At 71.3% G+C, this 19,650-nt stretch carries 17 protein-coding genes; 9 read left to right on the top strand and 8 right to left on the bottom strand.

What is annotated here, in order from left to right:
- Positions 1-7 precede the first annotated feature (7 nt).
- On the bottom strand, positions 8-1,000 hold the full coding sequence (locus POF73_RS12505; RefSeq protein ID WP_272114730.1) for a DMT family transporter: 993 nt from the start codon (positions 998-1,000) through the stop codon (positions 8-10).
- Here POF73_RS12505 and POF73_RS12500 point away from each other — a divergent pair.
- Positions 999-2,441: an aminotransferase-like domain-containing protein gene (locus tag POF73_RS12500; RefSeq protein ID WP_272114729.1), complete on the top strand. Its 1,443-nt coding sequence runs from the start codon at positions 999-1,001 to the stop codon at positions 2,439-2,441. The two genes, POF73_RS12505 and POF73_RS12500, sit on opposite strands and share 2 nt — an antisense overlap.
- On the opposite strand, the gene POF73_RS12495 is transcribed toward POF73_RS12500, so the two are convergent.
- The gene (locus tag POF73_RS12495; RefSeq protein WP_272114728.1) at positions 2,438-3,070 is read right to left on the bottom strand and encodes a DUF6461 domain-containing protein; all 633 of its coding nucleotides are present in this window, start codon (positions 3,068-3,070) and stop codon (positions 2,438-2,440) included. The genes POF73_RS12500 and POF73_RS12495 overlap by 4 nt on opposite strands.
- An 89-nt stretch (positions 3,071-3,159) precedes the next feature.
- Here POF73_RS12495 and POF73_RS12490 point away from each other — a divergent pair, with 89 nt between their 5' ends.
- Both POF73_RS12490 and POF73_RS12485 read left to right on the top strand, forming a co-directional pair.
- Positions 3,160-3,594, top strand: coding sequence for a GNAT family N-acetyltransferase (locus POF73_RS12490; RefSeq protein WP_272114727.1), 435 nt, complete (start codon positions 3,160-3,162; stop codon positions 3,592-3,594).
- Between the two features lie 185 nt (positions 3,595-3,779).
- Positions 3,780-4,373, top strand: coding sequence for a histidine phosphatase family protein (locus POF73_RS12485; RefSeq protein ID WP_272114726.1), 594 nt, complete (start codon positions 3,780-3,782; stop codon positions 4,371-4,373).
- On the opposite strand, the gene POF73_RS12480 is transcribed toward POF73_RS12485, so the two are convergent.
- Entirely contained in the window at positions 4,355-4,798 is a 444-nt protein-coding gene (locus POF73_RS12480) for a DUF6314 family protein (protein ID WP_272114724.1), read from the bottom strand. The two genes, POF73_RS12485 and POF73_RS12480, sit on opposite strands and share 19 nt — an antisense overlap.
- A gap of 137 nt (positions 4,799-4,935) precedes the next feature.
- On the opposite strand from POF73_RS12480, the gene POF73_RS12475 reads away from it, so the two are divergent.
- On the top strand, positions 4,936-7,419 hold the full coding sequence (locus POF73_RS12475; RefSeq protein ID WP_272114723.1) for an alpha-L-arabinofuranosidase C-terminal domain-containing protein: 2,484 nt from the start codon (positions 4,936-4,938) through the stop codon (positions 7,417-7,419).
- Positions 7,420-7,476: 57 nt separating this feature from the next.
- Here the strand turns inward: POF73_RS12475 and POF73_RS12470 are convergent, their stop codons facing one another.
- Positions 7,477-9,258 (bottom strand): SMI1/KNR4 family protein, encoded by a 1,782-nt coding sequence (locus POF73_RS12470; RefSeq protein WP_272114722.1) that lies wholly within the window; start codon positions 9,256-9,258, stop codon positions 7,477-7,479.
- A gap of 48 nt (positions 9,259-9,306) precedes the next feature.
- Complete coding sequence (locus POF73_RS12465) at positions 9,307-11,322, bottom strand: hypothetical protein (protein WP_272114721.1); 2,016 nt, start codon at positions 11,320-11,322, stop codon at positions 9,307-9,309.
- 111 nt (positions 11,323-11,433) lie between these two features.
- Here POF73_RS12465 and argC point away from each other — a divergent pair, with 111 nt between their 5' ends.
- The 5 genes from argC to POF73_RS12440 all read left to right on the top strand — a co-directional run bounded on the left by argC (position 11,434) and on the right by POF73_RS12440 (position 16,380).
- Positions 11,434-12,474: an N-acetyl-gamma-glutamyl-phosphate reductase gene (gene argC / locus POF73_RS12460; protein ID WP_272114720.1), complete on the top strand. Its 1,041-nt coding sequence runs from the start codon at positions 11,434-11,436 to the stop codon at positions 12,472-12,474.
- An 88-nt stretch (positions 12,475-12,562) separates the two neighbouring features.
- Complete coding sequence (gene argJ / locus POF73_RS12455) at positions 12,563-13,714, top strand: bifunctional glutamate N-acetyltransferase/amino-acid acetyltransferase ArgJ (protein ID WP_272114719.1); 1,152 nt, start codon at positions 12,563-12,565, stop codon at positions 13,712-13,714.
- Positions 13,711-14,622: an acetylglutamate kinase gene (argB, locus tag POF73_RS12450; protein WP_272114718.1), complete on the top strand. Its 912-nt coding sequence runs from the start codon at positions 13,711-13,713 to the stop codon at positions 14,620-14,622. Before argJ ends, argB begins: the two co-directional genes overlap by 4 nt.
- Positions 14,619-15,806: an acetylornithine transaminase gene (locus tag POF73_RS12445; protein ID WP_272114717.1), complete on the top strand. Its 1,188-nt coding sequence runs from the start codon at positions 14,619-14,621 to the stop codon at positions 15,804-15,806. The genes argB and POF73_RS12445 overlap by 4 nt, the downstream gene beginning before the upstream one ends.
- 19 nt (positions 15,807-15,825) lie before the next feature.
- Positions 15,826-16,380, top strand: coding sequence for an arginine repressor (locus POF73_RS12440; RefSeq protein WP_272114716.1), 555 nt, complete (start codon positions 15,826-15,828; stop codon positions 16,378-16,380).
- 106 nt (positions 16,381-16,486) lie between these two features.
- Here POF73_RS12440 and POF73_RS12435 read toward each other — a convergent pair whose 3' ends face one another.
- From POF73_RS12435 to POF73_RS12425, 3 genes are read right to left on the bottom strand one after another with little or no spacing between them, the layout of a single operon-like run.
- Complete coding sequence (locus tag POF73_RS12435) at positions 16,487-17,227, bottom strand: FAD:protein FMN transferase (protein ID WP_272114715.1); 741 nt, start codon at positions 17,225-17,227, stop codon at positions 16,487-16,489.
- Between the two features lie 55 nt (positions 17,228-17,282).
- Entirely contained in the window at positions 17,283-18,077 is a 795-nt protein-coding gene (locus POF73_RS12430) for an FMN-binding protein (protein ID WP_272114714.1), read from the bottom strand.
- Positions 18,078-18,114: 37 nt separating this feature from the next.
- Positions 18,115-19,497 carry a ferredoxin reductase family protein gene (locus tag POF73_RS12425; protein WP_272114713.1) on the bottom strand — a complete coding sequence of 461 codons (1,383 nt, stop codon included), beginning with the start codon at positions 19,495-19,497 and terminating at the stop codon, positions 18,115-18,117.
- Positions 19,498-19,650 lie beyond the last annotated feature (153 nt).

The following is a 19,650-nucleotide window of genomic DNA, read 5'->3' as shown; positions in this document are numbered from 1 at the left end:
GGCCCGCTCAGCCACGCGCCCGCTGGGTCACGGCGATGCATACGAGCACCGCCGCGGCCGTGAGCGGGGCGGCCACTGTCAGGTGCTCGCCCAGCAGCAGCACCGACCACACCAGTGTGAGCAGGGGCTGGGCCAACTGCAACTGGCTGGCCTTCGGGATACCGATGGCGGCCATGCCCCGGTACCAGACGACCAGGCCGAGGAACTGCGAGCCCGCCGCGACCCACAGCAGTCCGGCCACACCGTGCAGGGTCAGCCGGACGGGTTCGTACGACAGCGCCACCGCGGCGGCCGGAAGGGTGAGCGGCAGACACAGCACCAGCGCCCAGCCGATCACCTGCCAGCCCGGCATCACCCTGGCCAGCCGGCCGCCCTCGGTGTAGCCGGCCGCGCACACCAGCAGCGCCGCGAACAGGTACAGGTCGGCCGTGGTCAGGGCACCGCCGCTCTGCTGCACGGTGAAGGCGGCCACCGCGGCCGCTCCCACGAGCGCCGCCGTCCAGAAGGTGCGCGAGGGGCGGGTGCCGACGCGCAGGGCGGAGAACAGGGCGGTGGTCAGCGGGAGCAGGCCGACCACGACGGCGGCGTGCGCGGTGGTGGACGTCTGGAGCGCGAGGGTGCTGAAGAGGGGGAAGCCGAGGACCACTCCGGCGGCGACCACCGCGAGACCCGCCCAGTGCCGGCGGTCGGGAAGCGGCACGCGCAGGGCGAGCAGACAGCCGCCCGCGAACAGCGCGGCCAGCACGCTGCGCACGGCCACCAGGGACCAGGCGCCGAACCCCTCCAGCCCCCACGCGGTGGCGGGGAAGGTGAGGGAGAAGGCCGCGACACCGAGGGCGGCTTGGAGGGTGCCGCGCAGGGGTGCCTTGGCCGAACCGGCCGGGGCGGCGGTCGAGGTGGCTCGGGGAGCGGTTTCCGGGGGAGTGGTGCCCGGGGGCGTGGCTTCCGGGGTGGTGACTGCTATCGGTGTTCCGTCGATAGCGCTATTCTCTGCTCTCATGCACGAGCGTAGCAGTGTCGGTGAACTGGCGAATCAGCTGCGGCGTGAGCTGGACCGCTACTCTCCAGGTGGAAAGCTGCCGTCGAGCCGGGTCCTCGTCGAGCGGTTCCGGGTGAGCCCGGTGACCGTCTCCCGCGCCCTCGCTCAGCTGGCCGCAGAGGGGCTGGTGGTCACCCGGCCCGGCGCCGGAGCGTTCCGCGCCGAACCCCGCACGCCGGCCGCGTCCGTCGGGGACACCTCCTGGCAGGAGGTGACGCTCAGCGCGGACGCCGCGACGGAGCTGGTGCCGCGCTCGGTGGACGCCTCCGGGGTACTGGTCTCGCTCGCCGCCCCGCCGCCCGGCGTCATCGAGTTCAACGGCGGTTATCTGCACCAGTCGTTGCAGCCGGAGCGGGCGATGTCCGCTGCGCTGTCGCGGGCCGGCCGCCGGCCCGGGGCGTGGGAGAGGCCTCCGATGGAGGGGCTGCCCGAGCTGCGGGAGTGGTTCGCGCGCGGCATCGGCGGGCCGGGCGGTGCCGTCACGGCCGCCGAGGTGCTGATCACCGCGGGCGGCCAGTCGGCGCTGACGACCGCGCTGCGGGCGCTCGCACCGCCGGGCGCGCCGGTACTGGTCGAGTCGCCCACGTATCCGGGCATGCTGGCGATCGCCCGCGCCGCCGGCCTGCGCCCGGTCCCGGTCCCGGTCGATGCGGACGGCGTACGGCCCTCCCTGCTCGCCGACGCCTTCCGGGCGACCGGCGCCCGTGTGTTCGTCTGCCAGCCGCTGTTCCAGAACCCGACCGGCGCGGTGCTCGCCCCCGACCGGCGCGCCGAGGTGCTGCGCATCGCGCGCGAGGCCGGTGCCTTCGTCGTGGAGGACGACTTCGTACGACGGCTGGTGCACGAGGACGCCGGGCCCCTGCCGCGTCCGCTGGCCGCCGACGATCCCGACGGTGTCGTCGTCCACGTCTCCTCACTCACCAAGGCGACCTCACCGAGCTTCCGGCTGAGCGCGCTCGCCGCCCGTGGCCCGGTGCTCGAACGGCTGCGCGCCATCCAGGTCGTCGACACCTTCTTCGTGCCGCGACCGTTGCAGGAGGCGGCGCTGGAGCTGGTCGGCTCGCCCGCCTGGCCGCGCCATCTGCGGTCGATCTCGGCGGAGCTGAAGACCCGCCGTGACACGATGACGGCCGCCCTGCGCCTCGACCTGCCCGAACTCGCCCTGCCGCACATCCCGTCCGGCGGTTACCACCTGTGGCTCCGCCTCCCCGACGGCACCGACGAGTCCGCCCTGGCCTCCGCCGCCCTGCGCGCAGGCGTCGCGATCGCCCCCGGCCGCCCGTACTTCAGCGCGGAGCCGCCGGCCGGGCATGTGCGGCTGAGCTTCGCGGCGGTGGCGGGGGTGAGGGAGATCGGAGAGGGGGTACGGCGGTTGCGGACCGCCTGTGAAGAGGTGCTCTAGCCGCGGGGCACCGGGGCTGTGCCACAGGTGAACTCGGCGGACGCGAAGAGCTCCGGCGTCAGACGTATGCCCGTGAGGCGGTGGGCCAGGGCGAACGCGGCCTCTGTGTGCAGGGTGTAGTCACGGTCCTGGCTGTCCCGGAGGTCGAAGCCCGACTCCCGCATCTCGGTGAGGAGTTCGTCGCAGTGGCTGCCGTTGCGCGCGTAGGGGAACAGGGGCTCGAAGTGCAGGCGTGTGTCGCCGTCCTCGAACCAGTAGAAGTGGTCCACCGCGTTGATGTTGCGGTAGTGGGAGACCACCCTTCGTTCACGCGAGACCGGGAGCATGGCCTCAGGAGTGATCCCGAGGTAGCCGTTGAACTCGACCATCAGCGACCAGTCACCGACGGTCGTGACACCGACGAACATGCTGTCGCCCTCGAAGTGCTCCCACGCGTCGAAGCACGGCTCGTTCAAGGCGTCCACGCCGGTGAGGCCGGGCTCCGGCTCGGCCTTGAGCTCTGTGAGGAGTGCCTCCGGAGTCAGGCCGCGCACCAGCGTGACGCAGTAAGCCTCCAGCAGGTGCTCGTACCTCTCGTCGAGCCATCCGTAGTCCGCCGCAGTCGTCGTCCCAGTCGTCGTCCCAGTCATGCCCGCAGCATCGCATCCGCCACTGACAACGCCCGCCCACCGGCGAAAACCGCTCGACGCCCACCCCGCCGCCCTGCGAATCTCGCCGCATGACCGACACGCCGTCCCTCGCCGAGGGCTACCAGATCTCCGCCGATCCGGACCGCATCGACGCCGAACGGGTGCACCGGTGGCTGTCCACCGACGCGTACTGGGCGATCGGGCGGGCTCGGGAGAAGCAGGACCGGGCGATCGAGGGGTCGCTGAACTTCGGGGTGTACGAGACGGTTTCGGGGCAGCAGGTGGCATATGCCCGGGTCGTCACCGACCGGGCGACCTTCGCGTGGCTGTGCGACGTTTACGTCCACCCGTCGGTGCGCGGCAAGGGGATCGGTACGGCGCTCGTCGCGGACGTACGCGAGCACCTGCGGTCGTACGGGATCAAGCGCATGCTTCTGGCCACGCACGACGCGCACACGGTCTACGAGAAGGTCGGGTTCGCGCCGCTGGAGAAGCCGGACCAATGGATGGCGCTCTACTTCTAGTGGGCGGCGACTGACTCGTGGCGGGCCCCGACTGACCTCCGGTGGGCACTGCTTGAACTTCCAACAGGTCCGTTTCCAGTGACATGTCCGCCTGATCCTGACCCCGCAGTGAGGCTTCGTCCACCCTCGGTGACCCCTCCACAATGCCTCTTGACCTGCGCACTTCGGCGACACACCATCGCCGCATGCCACTTCGGGTCACGTTCGTCGCCGCCGCGCGCAGCTCTCCGCTGCTCGCGGAACGCTTCGAGGACGCCCGGCCGCTGGACCAGGCCGGCTGGGAAGAAGTACAGCGCGTCGCGGGAGACCTGCTGCCGCTGGCGGCGGCCGAGCTGCGCTACTGCTCGCCGACCCCGCGCAGCCGCGCCACCGGTGATGCCCTCGGCTATGCCCCGCTGGTGCAACTGGCCCTGCGTGACTGCGACATGGGGCGCTGGCGCGGGCTGACCCTCGGTGAGGCGATGGCCCGCGAGCCGGAGGCGGTGGACGCCTGGCTGGCGAACCCGCGGGGCACGCCGCACGGCGGCGAGTCGCTGCTGGCCTTCATCGCCCGGGTCGGCGGTTGGCTGGACACCCGGCCCGTGGAGGACGGTGGCCGTATCGTCGCCGTGGCCGAACCGTCCGTGATCCGGGCCGCCCTGGTCTACGCGTTGAAGGCGCCGCCCGCCACCTACTGGAACATCGACGTACGCCCCCTGTCGACGACCACCGTCACCGGCCGCGCCGGTCGCTGGAACCTCCGTTTCGACGGAGCGCAGGCTCAGCCCTCGCGCGCGTAGTCGGTGGTGAGGACGAGGTCCTTGGCCGGACCGCGCACCCGCCACACCGTCCGCCAGCGGTCCTCGCCGAGGACGGTGAACTCGCCCCGGTAGAGGTCCGCCGAGCACGGATGGTCGGCCATGTACCGCCCGGAGGTCAGGTCCAGGTCGTGGAAGGGTCGCCCGTCCGCGAACCGTACGTCAGCCGTGCCGCGCGCCCCGCCCGGCAGGAAGCGCAGTGTCCGTTCGGCGGGCCGCGGGACGCCCTGCCAGACGAAGGTGCCGGACTCGTGGTGCAGGAGGCCTCCGTCGTCGAGTCGGCCGAAAACCGTCGTACCGGAGAACGCCCCCTCCGCGCCGCTCGCGAGATCGCGCACGGTCCGCTCGACCCGCCAGCTCCCGGCCAGATACGTCAGTGCATCCGGAACCGGCCAGAACCCGCCCATCCGTCCCTCGCCTCCCGCCGCTTCCGACACTTTCGATACTGCGCGACCCGTTGACGCTCCCGAACCGCCCTCCCTATCTTGCCGTTCGAAGTGCTGATCATTGTCTGATATTTCGAACATCGAGCCGCGGAGTATCCATGTCACGCACCAGCCGCACCCGCTGGAGACTAGGCCTGACGACCACCGCCCTCCTGACGGCGACGGCCCTCTTCCCGGCGCCCGCGCACGCCGAGGACGTCACCGACTACGCGATCACCGTCGATCCCGCGACCCAAGGCGCGAAGATCGACGACACGATGTACGGCGTGTTCTTCGAGGACATCAACCGGGCCGCGGACGGCGGTCTGTACGCCGAGCTCGTGCAGAATCGGTCCTTCGAGTACTCGACCGACGACAACCGGTCGTACACACCCCTCACCTCCTGGGGGGTCGACGGCACCGCACAGGTCGTGAACGACGCCGGCCGGCTGGGCGAGCGCAACCGCAACTACCTCTCCCTGGGCGCCGGTTCGGCCGTCACGAACGCCGGTTACAACACCGGGATCCGCATCGAGCAGGGCAAGCGGTACGACTTCTCGGTGTGGGCCCGGGCCGAGAGCGGCAGCACTCTCTCCGTCACCCTCAAGGACGTGGCCGGCACGCTGGCGCCCGCCCGCCAGGTGGCGGTCAAGGGCGGCTGGGCCAAGTACAAGGCCACCTTCACCGCGACCCGCACCAGCAACCGCGGCCGGCTCGCCGTCGCCGCCACCGACGCGGCGGCCCTCGACATGGTGTCGCTGTTCCCCCGCGACACCTACAAGAACCAGCCGAACGGCCTGCGCAAGGACCTCGCCGAGAAGATCGCCGCCCTGCACCCGGGCTTCGTCCGCTTCCCCGGCGGCTGCCTGGTCAACACCGGCTCCATGGACGACTACAGCGAGGCCTCCGGCTGGCAGCGCAAGCGCTCCTACCAGTGGAAGGACACCGTAGGCCCGGTCGAGCAGCGCGCCACCAACGCCAACTTCTGGGGATACAACCAGAGTTACGGCCTCGGCTACTACGAGTACTTCCGCTTCTCCGAGGACATCGGCGCCATGCCGCTGCCCGTCGTCCCGGCCCTGGTGACCGGCTGCGGCCAGAACAAGGCCGTGACCGACGAGGCGCTGCTCAAGCGGCACATCCAGGACACCCTCGACCTCATCGAGTTCGCACGCGGCCCGGCGACCTCCAAGTGGGGCAAGGTGCGCGCCGAGATGGGCCACCCGAAGCCCTTCCGCCTCACGCACCTGGAAGTCGGCAACGAGGAGAACCTGCCCAACGAGTTCTTCGACCGTTTCAAGCAGTTCCGCGCCGCCATCGAGGCGAAGTACCCCGGCATCACGGTCATCTCCAACTCCGGCCCGGACGACTCCGGCACGACCTTCGACACCGCCTGGAAGCTCAACCGCGAGGCGAAGGTCGGCATGGTCGACGAGCACTACTACAACACCCCGAACTGGTTCCTGCAGAACAACGACCGCTACGACTCCTACGACCGAGGCGGCCCCAAGGTCTTCCTCGGCGAGTACGCCTCCCAGGGCAACGCCTGGAAGAACGGCCTCGCCGAAGCCGCGTTCATGACCGGCCTGGAGCGCAACGCGGACGTCGTCAAGCTGGCCTCGTACGCCCCGCTGCTCGCCAACGAGGACTACGTCCAGTGGCGGCCCGACCTGGTCTGGTTCAACAACCGTGCCTCCTGGAACTCGACGAACTACGAGGTCCAGAAGCTCTTCATGAACAACGTCGGCGACCGGGTGGTCCCCTCGAAGGCGACCACGACCCCGAACGTCAGCGGCCCGATCGCCGGTGCCGTCGGCCTGTCGACCTGGGCGACCAGCGCCGCGTACGACGACGTGAAGGTCACCGCGGCCGACGGCTCGACGCTGCTGAGCGACGACTTCTCCGGTGACGCCTCGAAGTGGAAGCACACGGGCGGCGGCAGCTGGAGCGTCCAGGACGGCCAGTACGTCCAGACGGACGACGCCGCCGAGAACACCATGGTCCAGGCCGGCGACCCGTCCTGGCACGACTACGACCTGCATGTGAAGGCCACCAAGAAGTCCGGCAAGGAAGGCTTCCTCGTCGCCTTCGGCGTCAAGGACACCGGCAACTACTACTGGTGGAACCTGGGCGGCTGGAACAACACCCAGTCCGCGATCGAGCAGGCCGTGGACGGCGGCAAGGGCACGCTGATGACCAAGGCCGGGTCCATCGAGACGGGCCGTGCCTACGACCTCGACATCAAGGTGCGCGGCCGTCAGGTCACCCTGTACCTGGACGGCCAGGAGTGGGGCAGCTTCACCGACGACAAGCCGGCCGAGCCGTTCCGCCAGGTTGTCACCAAGGACGCCCGGACCGGTGACCTGATCGTCAAGGTCGTCAACGCCCAGTCCGCCCGGGCCCGTACGGCGATCGACCTCGGCAGCGCCAAGGTCGCCTCCACGGCCCGGGTGACCACGCTCGCCGCCGGCCAGGAAGCGGTGAACACCGAGACGGACGCGCCGGTCGCCCCGGCCACGTCGACCTTCTCGGGGGTCGCCGCGAAGTTCACGTACACCTTCCCGGCGAACTCGGTCACCTTCCTGCGGATCAAGCAGAGGTAGCCGCACGGCGCGGGCCGCTGTCCCAGTGGCAGCGGCCCGCGCCCGCCATCCGTAGGCTCAGCCCTCGTCGCGGTGGGCCCAGGGCTCGAAGGCGGCGAACTCCACGGGGTCGTCGTCCTCGTCCTGCGTGCACAGGCCGGGTGTGACGAGCCTGCCCCGCTGCCAGGCGAGGAGCACGTCGACCAGACCGCTCCGCAGCGCCGGGCCCTGGTCCGCGTGCCGGGGCCAGAAGATCAGCGGCCAGGCGTCGGGATCCTCGCCCCGGGTGAGCCAGCCCAGGTGATCGCCGTCGATGGAGTCCGCGAACGGCAGGAACCCGTCGGGCTCGGGCCACGTGTTCAGCGGGTACCAGTCCGGTGACCCGTCCTTCAGGTCCCCGTACGCCTCCAGGGTCTCCTCGACGTACGCCATGAATCGCGGCGCCGCCGTCCGCAGCGGCGCGGGGAAGCGCAGCCACCCACTCCAGCAGCCGGATCCGTACACCTCCATCAGCCGCACGTACTCCCGCGGCAGCCGCGAGCCCAGCGTGTCGAACAGCTGCTCCCAGGTGCCGTCCCCGAGATACGCCCGCTCCGGCGGCGGTGTCAGCAGGCGCAGGGCGTCCAGGCCGGTGCCCGTCTCCAGCGCGACACGACGCTCGGTCTCGCCGAGGCGGGGATCGACAGGGGCGGGCGGGGTCCACGGCTGGGCGGCGTCCAGGAAGGCGGTGCGGGCGACGGTGCCGGGCAGTTGCAGCAGTGGGCCGGGCGGGGTCGGTGACTCCCAGCTCTCGCGGACGGCGTGGCGCAGATAGGCGGTGAGGGTGAGGTCGTACCGGTGCCAGTCCCGCAGGCCGCTGCCGGGAATCGCGCCGGCGTGTCGCTGGACCACCGGCCAGGCGTCGGGGTCGTCGGACGCCGAGGTGTCCCAGAACAGCATGTCGCCGCCGCGGGTGCTGCCCCAGGCCAGCAGGCCGCCCGGCTCCGGGTGCACACGGGGCCGCTCGTCCTCCGGCAGCGCCCGGAGTTGACTGCGGGCCTGCCGGTGCGTCTCGCGCAGCCAGTCGCCGTAGTCGAACCGCCCGTCGGCGCACGGCACATGGATCCAGAGGTACTCGCCGAAGTCCAACGGCCCGTGCCGGTCGGCCAGTTGTCGGTAGTCGCCCGGCAGCCTGACCCCGAGCCACTCCTCCACGGTTTCCCAGTCGACGGGGACCGGTGTCGGCGGGCGATCGGCGCAAGGGCTGGTGAACCCCGCGATGTCCAGGTCCGCGTCGTCCCAGTCCAGGCCGCCGGTGACCGTCGCGACGCAGGGGCGCTCCGTGCCACCGCGTGCGGCGTGCCGCGTCAGGGCGGGGGCACCGGTGGTGAGGGCCCGGGCCGTGTCCGCGAGCATCTCCGTCACCGAGTCCCACAGGGGCACGCCCAGTCCCCACTCCTCGTGGTTCCACAGGAAGACGGCACCGTGCGTCGGACCGGGCCGCAGGTCGACGAGCAGGTGGTCGCCGCCCGGTGAGTCGGCGATCGGCAGGAGCGCCGGCAAGTACTGCGCCGCGTTGGCGAGCCCGCCGGTGTCCTCGGCCTCGTCCCCGGCGACCTGGACGAGGATGTCCCGCGCCGAAAGTGCTTCGCCGAGGTCGACCGGAACGAACTCCAGGGGGATCCAGAAGGTGGCGGCCACGTCGTCGAGCCGCCACCACGCCCGCAGGTCCTCCGGCATCGGCAGCCCGAGCTCGGCCTCCGCCGCGGCGAGCCGTTCCGTGTCCGCCGCCGCGCGGTGCGGCCCCGGCTGCCCGTGCCCCCGCAGCCATGCCGCGATACGGCCCCAGGAGTCCCGTACGGCGTGTTCCGTGTCGTTCATGGCGGAAGTGTCCCGTGTCGATGATCACCGCGCGCAGGCGGGGACCGCTCAGTCGGCGACCACGAGCAGATCGTCGACCGCCGTCCGGATCGACTCGTCCGTCTCGAAGCCGCGCCAGCCGGAGAAGTAGTACAGACGCCGGTCGAGATCCGGGACCCCACGCAGGAGACGTCCGGCGGGCCGGGCCGCCGGGCCGATCCGGGTCAGGTGGCGCACCGCCGTGAGCATGACCGGCACATAGTGGCCGTCCGCCAGACTCCGGACCGCCCTCAGCAGGGCACGGACGGGGATCTCGGTCTCGCCGGTCGCGGCCCAGAGGGCGTGCGCCGCCTCGACGCTCGTCCACTCGTTCTTGCTCCGGGCCAGGGCACGGAGACCGTCGGCGAGGCCGGTGGCGTGCGGGCCGAAGTCGGCCAGTTTGCGCAGATGGGGGTGGCGATGGCCATCCTGGGTGGCGGCGGGGCCCAGGACCTCCAGGGCGCGTTCCGGCTCGCCTCCCGTCCGCCAGTACGCCCAGGCGGCGAGGGGGGCGTTCGCGTCGTCGGCCGTGGACCGCGCGAGCAGGACGTCTCGCGCCCCGGCGTGCTCGACACCGATCCCGCCCAGGGCCGTCGCCGCCGCGACCCAGTCGGCGTCGCGCTCCAGCAGCGTGACGAGCGCGGGTACGGCTGTCCGCGCCCTGTGCCCCCAGGCGGCGAGCACCTCGCACAGCCGCGCCGCCTCGTGCTCATCCCGGGTGGCGCCGAGCCGGTCGCGGACGGCCGGGAGCAGGGCGCCTGCATGGTCCGGAAGCAGGGCGAGGACCTCGTGGAGGGCGGGCAGGGAGGGAAAGTGGTGCTTGCCGCCGGCGTGGATGCCGTACTTCGAGAAGGTCGACGGCGCTCCGGCCAACCGCTCTACCAGGCCCGGCACACACCGCTCGTCGTTCATCCTGGCCAGCGCCCACAGGGAGGCGTCGGCCACGGTCTCGCCTGCGCGGGTGCCGCGTCGGCCGGTGTCGTCCACAAGGCCGGCGACCGCGTCGGCATGGACTGCTGCCGCGGGGCCCACGCAGGCCAGCAGCTCGGTTGCCCGGAAGCGGACCTCGATGTTCGGGTCGTCCAGACGCGCGGCGACGGCAGGCAGCAGCGCGTCGACCGGTGAGCGCCACCTGTGGAGCAGTTCGCCGGCCTGGGCCAGGGCGCCGATCCGCCGCTCGTCCGCAAGGGGAGCCCCGCCGGTCCGGTCCGTTCGCGACTGGGGAGGATCGGCGAGCAGGCGGAGAACGTATGAGGTGTGCGTGGCGGGGGAGTCGGCGAGCAGGGCACCGGCCCAGTTCTGGACGGCTCGCACCCCGCCTCCCAGGACACTGGTGTGCCGCCACACGTCCACGCCGGGGTCCCGGACGGCCGCCAGCAGGAGGTCCACGCGGCGCTCGGCGAGACCGGGGTCGCGAGACGCCGTCGAGCGCACCGCCGCCAGGCACAGCTGCGGCTCCGGGTCGTCCAGCAGCGCACGCAGCAGCTCGACGGCCTCGGCGGTCCGCGGCCCGGCAGGCTCCCGCCGGCTCGCCGCGCCGAGCGCGACGACCAGGTCGAGGCGGGTGGCGAGGTCGCTCTCCGTCCGCCAGTGGTCCAGCAGCGCGGGCAGGATCAGCTCGCCGGGGCTCGTGCAGTCGGCGAGGGTGTCGGCTGCCGCCCGCCGGACCTCCGCCTCGGGGGCGGCGAGCAGCGCGAGCACCTCGGGCAGGGCCCGCTCCCAGGCCGCCGCCCAGCCCGGAGCCAGGTACTTCTCGGCGACCCGCCCGGCCTCCGCCGCCAGCACGGCGACGAGGTCCAATACCGAACGCCGGCACAGCACGTCCGCCCGTGCGCCCAGGCGCAGCAGGAAGGGCAGTGCGGCCGGGGCGGCGGGGCAGATCCAGCCGCCCTGGTGGAAGAGCAGGTTGCGCAGGTCGTCCGCCGCCTCCTCCGCGTCCCGCCGATCGGGTCCGGCGCAGCGACCCAGCAGACCGGGTACGTCCTGCGCCGGCCCGTAGTTGTGCTCCAGCCCTGCCCAGTCGACCGCGTCGAGTCCCTCCCACATGCGCCGGACCCTACTACCGTCATGATCGGCAGTCCGCGTGCATACCCACCCATCGAGATTGCATAAACGTGCATCGAAACGTATAGTCATGCCGTCTAGGAGGAGGATTCCATGGCGGTACGTGCGGCAGTGGCCGGAGCGAGCGGATATGCGGGCGGGGAACTGCTGCGTCTGCTCCTGGCGCACCCCGAGGTCGAGATCGGAGCCCTGACCGGTAACTCGAACGCGGGACAGAGGCTCGGAGCGCTGCAGCCGCATCTGCTGCCCCTCGCCGACCGCGTGCTCCAGGAGACCACGGCCGAGGTGCTGGCCGGCCAAGGCCGGCGGCACGATGTGGTCTTCCTCGCCCTGCCGCACGGCCAGTCCGCCGCCGTCGCCGAGCAGCTCGGCCCGGATGTGCTGGTCGTCGACATGGGCGCCGACTTCCGGCTGAAGGACGCGGGCGACTGGGAGAAGTTCTACGGCTCCCCGCACGCCGGCACCTGGCCGTACGGCCTTCCCGAACTGCCGGGTGGCCGCGCTGCGCTGGAGGGGTCCAAGCGCATCGCGGTGCCCGGTTGCTACCCGACCGCCGTCTCCCTCGCCGTGTTCCCGGCCTACGCCGCCGGCCTCGCCGAGCCCGAGGCCGTGATCGTCGCCGCCTCCGGCACGTCCGGCGCGGGCAAGGCGCCCAAGCCCCATCTGCTGGGCAGCGAGGTCATGGGCTCCATGACGCCGTACGGCGTCGGCGGCGGCCACCGGCACACCCCCGAGATGATCCAGAACCTCAGCGCGGCCGCGGGGGAGACCGTGAGCGTCTCCTTCACCCCGACCCTCGCCCCGATGCCCCGCGGCATCCTCGCGACGTGCAGCGCCTCGGCGAAGGACGGCGTCACCGGCGAGTCCGTCCGCGCCGCCTACGAGAAGGCCTTCGCCGACGAACCCTTCGTCCATCTCCTCCCCGAGGGGCAGTGGCCCGCCACGGCGTCCGTCTACGGTTCGAACGCCGTTCAGGTGCAGGTCGCGTTCGACGCCGCCGCGCACCGCATCATCGCGATCAGCGCCATCGACAACCTCACCAAGGGCACGGCCGGCGGCGCCGTCCAGAGCATGAACATTGCCCTCGGGTTTCACGAGAACGCGGGGCTTTCCACGATCGGAGTCGCACCGTGAGCGACGCACGTGCAGCCATCGGGCCGCAGACAACGACGAAGGCCGCACCTCCGCGCTGCACGGGCGGAGAAGCGAACAAGGAGACGCAGTGAGTGTCACGGCAGCAAGAGGGTTCCGGGCGGCGGGGGTCGCCGCCGGGATCAAGGAGAACGGCAATCCGGATCTGGCCCTCGTGGTCAACGACGGTCCGCGCCGTGCCGCCGCGGGCGTCTTCACCTCCAACCGCGTCAAGGCCGCCCCGGTCCTGTGGTCCGAGCAGGTCCTGAAGAGCGGTGAGGTCTCCGCCGTCGTCCTCAACTCCGGTGGCGCCAACGCCTGTACGGGGCCGAAGGGCTTCCAGGACACACACGCCACCGCCGAGAAGGCCGCCGAGGTGCTCGGCCGGGGCGCCATCGAGGTCGCCGTCTGCTCCACCGGCCTGATCGGCGTGCTGCTGCCCATGGACAAGCTGCTCCCGGGCGTCGAGACCGCCGCGGCCCAGCTCTCCGAGCACGGCGGCGAGAAGGCCGCCATCGCCATCAAGACCACCGACACCGTCCACAAGACGTCCGTCGTGACGAAGGACGGCTGGACCGTCGGCGGGATGGCGAAGGGCGCCGGCATGCTCGCGCCCGGCCTCGCGACCATGCTCGTCGTGATCACCACCGACGCCGCCCTCGACGACGACGTACTCGACCGGGCCCTGCGCGCCGCCACCAAGGTCACCTTCGACCGCGTCGACTCCGACGGCTGCATGTCCACCAACGACACCGTGTTGCTGCTCGCCTCGGGCAGTGCCGAAGTCACCCCGGAGTACGCGGAGTTCGCCGAGGCCGTACGGCAGGTCTGCGACGACCTCGGCCAGCAGCTGATCCGGGACGCCGAGGGCGCCAGCAAGGACATCAAGGTCGAGGTGATCAACGCCGCGACCGAGGACGACGCCGTCGAGGTGGGCCGCTCCATCGCCCGCAACAACCTCCTCAAGTGCGCCATCCACGGCGAGGACCCCAACTGGGGCCGGGTGCTCTCCGCGATCGGCACGACGAAGGCCGCCTTCGAGCCGGACCAGCTCAACGTCGCCATCAACGGCGTCTGGGTCTGCAAGAACGGCGGCGTGGGCGAGGACCGCGAGCAGGTCGACATGCGCTACCGCGAGGTGCACATCGTCGCCGACCTCGCCGCCGGCGCCGAGACCGCCACCATCTGGACCAACGACCTGACCGCCGACTACGTCCACGAGAACAGCGCCTACTCCTCATGAGCAATCAGACGCGCAAGCACACCGCGCTCCCCAAGGCCCAGATCCTCATCGAGGCGCTGCCCTGGCTGGTCCGGCACAACGGCAAGACCGTCGTCATCAAGTTCGGCGGCAACGCCATGATCGACGAGGACCTGAAGGCCGCCTTCGCCCAGGACGTCGTCTTCCTGCACCACGCCGGCCTCAAGCCGGTCGTCGTGCACGGCGGCGGCCCGCAGATCAGCGCCGCCCTCGACAAGCACGGCATCGTCAGCGAGTTCAAGGCCGGCCTGCGGGTCACCACCGAGGACGCCATGGACGTCGTACGGATGGTGCTGGCCGGGCAGGTCCAGCGCGAGCTGGTCGGTCTGCTCAACCAGCACGGGCCGCTCGCAGTCGGCATCACCGGCGAGGACGCGCACACCATCACCGCCACCCGGCACCAGCCCGAGATCGACGGCGAACTCGTCGACATCGGCCGGGTCGGCGAGATCACCGACATCGACACGGGCGCGATCGAGGCGCTGCTGGCCGACGGCCGGATCCCGGTCGTCTCGTCGATCGCCCGTAGCCAGGACGACCACCATGTCTACAACGTCAATGCTGATACGGCGGCTGCGGCACTCGCTGCTGCGCTGGGCGCCGAAACCCTCATGGTCCTCACGGACGTCGAGGGCCTTTACGAGGACTGGCCCCACAGCGACGAGGTGATCAGCCGCCTCACCGCTTCCCAACTGGAGAAGCTGCTGCCGGAGTTGAGCTCCGGCATGGTGCCGAAGATGGAGGGCTGCCTGCACGCCGTGCGGGGCGGCGTGACCACCGCCCGGGTCATCGACGGCCGAGTCCAGCACTCGATCCTGCTGGAGATCTTCACCGACGAAGGAATCGGCACGATGGTCGTGCCGGACGCGCCAGAGGGGGACGCCGAATGACCGGCAACCAGGAGTACACCGAGCGGTGGCAGGGCTCGCTCATGAACAACTACGGCACCCCGCGGCTCCCTCTCGTGCGCGGTGAGGGGCTGAAGGTCTGGGACGCCGACGGCAAGCAGTACTTCGACTGGGTCGGCGGCATCGCGACCAACGCGCTGGGCCACGCCCACCCCGCGATCGTCGAGGCGGTCGGCAAGCAGATCGCGTCCCTCGGCCACATCTCCAACTTCTTCATGGCCGAGCCGACCCTCGCCCTCGCCGAACGGCTGCTCCAGCTCTTCGGCCGGGACGGCAAGGTCTTCTTCTGCAACTCCGGGGCCGAGGCCAACGAGGCCGCGTTCAAGATCGGCCGGCTGACCGGGCGGACCCACGTCGTCGCCACCGACGGCGGCTTCCACGGCCGCACCATGGGCGCCCTCGCGATGACCGGCCAGCCCGGTAAGCGGGAGCCGTTCCTGCCGCTGCCCGGTGAGGTCACGCACGTGCCGTTCGGCGACGCGCAGGCGCTGGCCGCCGCGGTGACGGAGGAGACGGCTCTGGTGATCATCGAGCCGATCCAGGGAGAGCTGGGCGTCGTGGTGCCGCCCGCCGGATATCTGAAGGCGGCGCGGGCCATCACGGCCGCGACGGGAGCGCTGCTCGTCCTCGACGAGGTGCAGACCGGCATCGGCCGCACCGGGCACTGGTTCGAGTACCAGGCCCACGAGGGCGTCCTGCCGGACGTCGTCACCCTCGCCAAGCAGCTCGGCGGCGGGCTGCCGCTGGGCGCGACGGTCGCGTTCGGGCGGGCGGCGGAGCTGCTGCAGCCCGGTCACCACGGGACGACCTTCGGCGGAAACCCGGTCGCGTGCGCCGCGGGGCTGGCCGTGCTGGACACCATCGCGAACGAGGGGTTGCTGGAGAACGTCAAGCGGCAGAGCGAGAAGTTGCGCGACGGTGTGGAGGCTCTCGGTCATCCGTTGATCGGCCATGTCCGGGGTGGCGGCCTCCTCCTGGGTATCGTGCTCACCGAGCCACTCGCCGCCAAGGTGCAGCAGGCGGCTCAGGACGCCGGATTCCTGGTGAACGCGCCCGCCCCTGATGTCGTACGGCTCATGCCGCCGCTGAACCTCGGTGACGACGAAGTGGAAGCGCTTCTTCAGGCCCTTCCCGGCATCCTGGACGAGGCCAACGGGGACGGATGAACCTGGGAATGAGACGACGATGAGTCAGGCGCAGGACCACGGGCAGAACGACGTGAACGGGGCTGCCGGGCCTCATGTGCCGCAGACCCGGACCGCACGCCACCGCCGGATCGTGGACATTCTCAACCGGCAGCCGGTGCGGTCGCAGAGCCAGTTGGCGAAGCTGCTCGCGGACGACGGGCTGAGCGTCACTCAGGCGACGCTCTCCCGGGATCTGGACGAGCTGAACGCGGTGAAGATCCGTAACAACGACGGCGACCTGATCTACGCGGTGCCGAGTGAGGGCGGGTTTCGTACGCCGCGGGCGCCGCTGGGGGAGTCGGCGAAGGAGGAGCGGATGCGGCGGTTGTCGCAGGAGCTGCTCATCTCCGCGGAGGCTTCGGCGAATCTCGTGGTCCTGCGTACCCCTCCAGGAGCTGCGCAGTTCCTGGCCTCGGCCATTGATCAGGCCGAACTGCACGACATCCTGGGGACCATCGCCGGGGATGACACGCTGATGTTGATCAGCCGGAACCCCACGGGTGGGCAGGCTCTGGCCGAGCATTTGTTGAGGTTGGCCCAGAACGGCCACTGAGTGGGGTGGTGACTGTCGTGTGCCGGCCGCGGGTTCGTTGTGGCTGGTCGCGCCCACGCGGCGGAGCCGCATATCGATGCAGCCCCGCGCCCCTGAGTGGGCCAAGTCACCCCAGTCGAGATGCGAGGCCGCCTGTGCATCTCACCTCGTCGCCCGCCGTGATCAGCAGGGCCTCCACGTCCGGCAAGGACTCCAGCCAGCGCAGACCCTGACGCGAGCCCATCGCGAAAGCCGCCGTCGCCCAGCAGTCCGCCCAGGTCAGATGGGGGGCGACCACCGTCACCGCCACCAGGTCCGTCACCGCGGAGTGGCCCGTGCCGGGGTCGACGATGTGGGCGCCGCGTTCTGCCGTGCCGGAGGTGGCCACCGCCAGTTCGGTGAGGCCGGCTGCTGAGATGACCGCCGCGAGGCCGCCCGGGCGCAGGGGGTCGGAGACTCCCACCCGCCAGGGGCGTTGAGGGCCGGGTACGCCCAGGAGCTGGACGTCGCCGCCGCCGTTCACGCTCACGCCGGCCACGCCGGGGACGTCCGCCAGGCCGCGGGCCGCGCGCTCCACCGACCAGCCCTTGACGATGCCGGTCGGGTCGAGGCTCCCCTCGTACGTCGTGCTGAACCAGCCGTCGCTGAGCCGTTCCGCCTCGGCGGCCAGGCCGAGGACCTCGGCGACCTCCGGGTCGCACTCGTCGACGGTCAGGTCACCACGTGCCAGCCGGGAGACCTGGCTGTCGTCGCGGTAGGTGCTGAACACCTCGTCGACCCGGTGCAGGCCGGCGACCGCCGCTTCCAGTGCCGACTGCACGGCACTGGGGTCCCCGCCGCGGACGTCGAAGGAGAAGACCGTCCCCATGACCTCCTCCGCATGACGTACCGCGGCGGGAGCTTGTGTAGGTTCCGCCACCGTGTCAGCCACCGGCCTGGTCCACGGCGGACTGCAGGGATTCCTTGTAGCCGGCGCTGGTGTACGTGGCCCCGGAGACCGCGTCGATGTCGGCGCTGCCGGCCGCCACGGCCGCCTGGTTGAGTTTCGGTACGGCGTTGCCGGTGATGTTGGTGCTCTGGCCGCCGCTGGGCGCCTGGACCGCCTCGGCCTTGGTGATCTTTCCGCCGGCGACCGTGATCCGGACCTGGACCGGCCCGTACTGGGTCCGGGCGACGCTGCCGGTGACGGTACGGGCCTGAGCGGCGCCCGAACCCTGGCCCGACCCCTGCGAACCGGATCCCTGCGATCCCGACCCCTGCGACGAGCCCGCGCTCGCCTTGGCCTTGTCGATGGCCGACTGGAGGGACTCCTTGTAGCCCTTGCTCGTGTACGTCGCCCCGGACACCGCGTCGATGGCGGCGCTCTGCGCGGCGACCACCGACTGGTTGAGCTTGGGCACGGCGTTCGCGGTGATCTGGTCGCTGCGGCCGCCCTTGGGAGCCTGCACGGCCTCCGCCTGGGTGATCTTGCCGTTGCTGACGGTCAGCCGCACCTGCACGGCCCCGTACTGGGTCTGCGCCGCGTCACCGGTGACCGTGCCGGACCCGGCCGCCTGGGCGCCGCCCTGGGGCGAGGCCGCCGCGGGCGGTGCCCCGCCGCCGACCGCCTGTGCGGACGCCGGGTCCGTCGCGGGTTTCAGCGACAGCAGCAGCACGATCCCGGAGACCGTGGCGGCGCCGGCCAGCACGACGCGCCGGATGGGGTGACTCTTCCTCATGGCTTCTACAGCTCCTGAAGTCTTGAAGTCCCGTCGCTCACATCTCGAACGACTCGTGATGGATGCGGCGGGCGGGCACCCCCGCGCCGCGCAGTGCTTCGTACACGCCCTGCGCGAAGCCGGGCGGCCCGCACATGAAGACGTCGTGCTTGTCGATGTCCGGCAGCTTCTGCTGCAACCGCTCCGCCGAGATGTCGGGCCGCTCGCCGTCCGGGCTGTTGACCGCGTACATCAGCCGGGCGCCGCGCTCGTCGGCGATGGCCGCGAGCTCGTCCCACAGCGCCAGATCCTGGGTGCTGTTGGCCCGGTAGAGCAGGGTGATGTCACCGGCCGCGCCGGGCAGCGTCTCGAAGAGCGCCCGCATCGGCGTGATCCCGACACCGCCCGCCACCAGCAGCACCTTGCCCCGGCTGCGGCGCTGGGCGGTCATGGCGCCGTACGGCCCCTCGGCCCACACCTTGGTGCCGGGCCTCAGGTCGCGCAGCCGGGACGTGTGGTCGCCGATCGCCTTGACCGTGATCCGCAGCATGTCGGGGCGGGGCGCCGCCGACAGCGAGTACGGGTGGGAGCTGAACCGCATGCCCGGCGCCTTGAACCGCCAGCGGAAGAAGTGCCCGGCCTCGGCGCCCATGCGGTGCAGCTTGCGCCCGCCGATCAGCACCGAGACGATGCCGGGCGTCTCCTCGATGACCGCCTCGACGTACATCCGGTGCCTCAGGTTCAGGCGGATCGGGGTGATGACCCGGTACCAGAGCACCAGGGCGGTGACCACGCCGTACAGCCCGTACCAGAAGGTCTTCGCGGTGGGCTCGACGGCGAACTCGTTGCCGGTGGTGATCTGGTGCCAGAACGTCAGGAACACGGACGCGTACGTCAGCAGATGGACGTGGTACCAGGTGTCGTACGGGATGCGGCGGCGGATGCCCCCGATCGAGATGAGCGCGATGAAGAACAGCAGACCGGTGCCGATCGCCGCCTTGCCCATGTCCGGCAGGGTGTTGACCGAGTCGATCGTCTGCTGGACGACGTCGCCGAGTGTCTTGCCGGCCTGGAGCGCGTACGCCCACATGGTGAGGAAGACATGCGCGATGACCAGGCAGACCGTGTACCGGCCGCTCATCGCGTGCCAGCGCGCGACCCGGTCCGAACCCACCCGCCGTTCCAGTGCGGGCACCCGCGCCATCTGCAGCACGACGAGCGCCATCAGATAGCCGGCGAGCAGTCCGGTGATCCGGCCCGCCGCGAGGATCTTCGCGGTGTTGTCCGCGAGGGACGGCGTGTTGTCCCACCAGAGCCACAGCACCGCGGCCGCGCCCGCCCATAGGGCGATCACCAGCGGGACGGCCGGGGAGCGGCGCGGTCGGATGCGGCGCATCGTCTGGCGTCGGGCGGCACGGCCGCCCGCGAGCGTGGTGGTCACGGTTCCTCCGGGGACGGGAGCAAGGGGAGTGCGTGATTGACGTGGTCCCTTGGCCCAGAGATACGTGCGGGGAGGTCCGTGCGTTCAGTGGCGCTCGCCGAGTGTGCTCGCCCAGAAGCGGTGGCACATCTGGCGCCTCGTGCTCCCTGGGCT

Source organism: Streptomyces sp. HD (genome assembly GCF_028369295.1).
Classification (GTDB): domain Bacteria; phylum Actinomycetota; class Actinomycetes; order Streptomycetales; family Streptomycetaceae; genus Streptomyces.
Note: the sequence above shows the minus strand (reverse complement) of the source record. Positions and strands in the feature narration are given on the sequence as shown.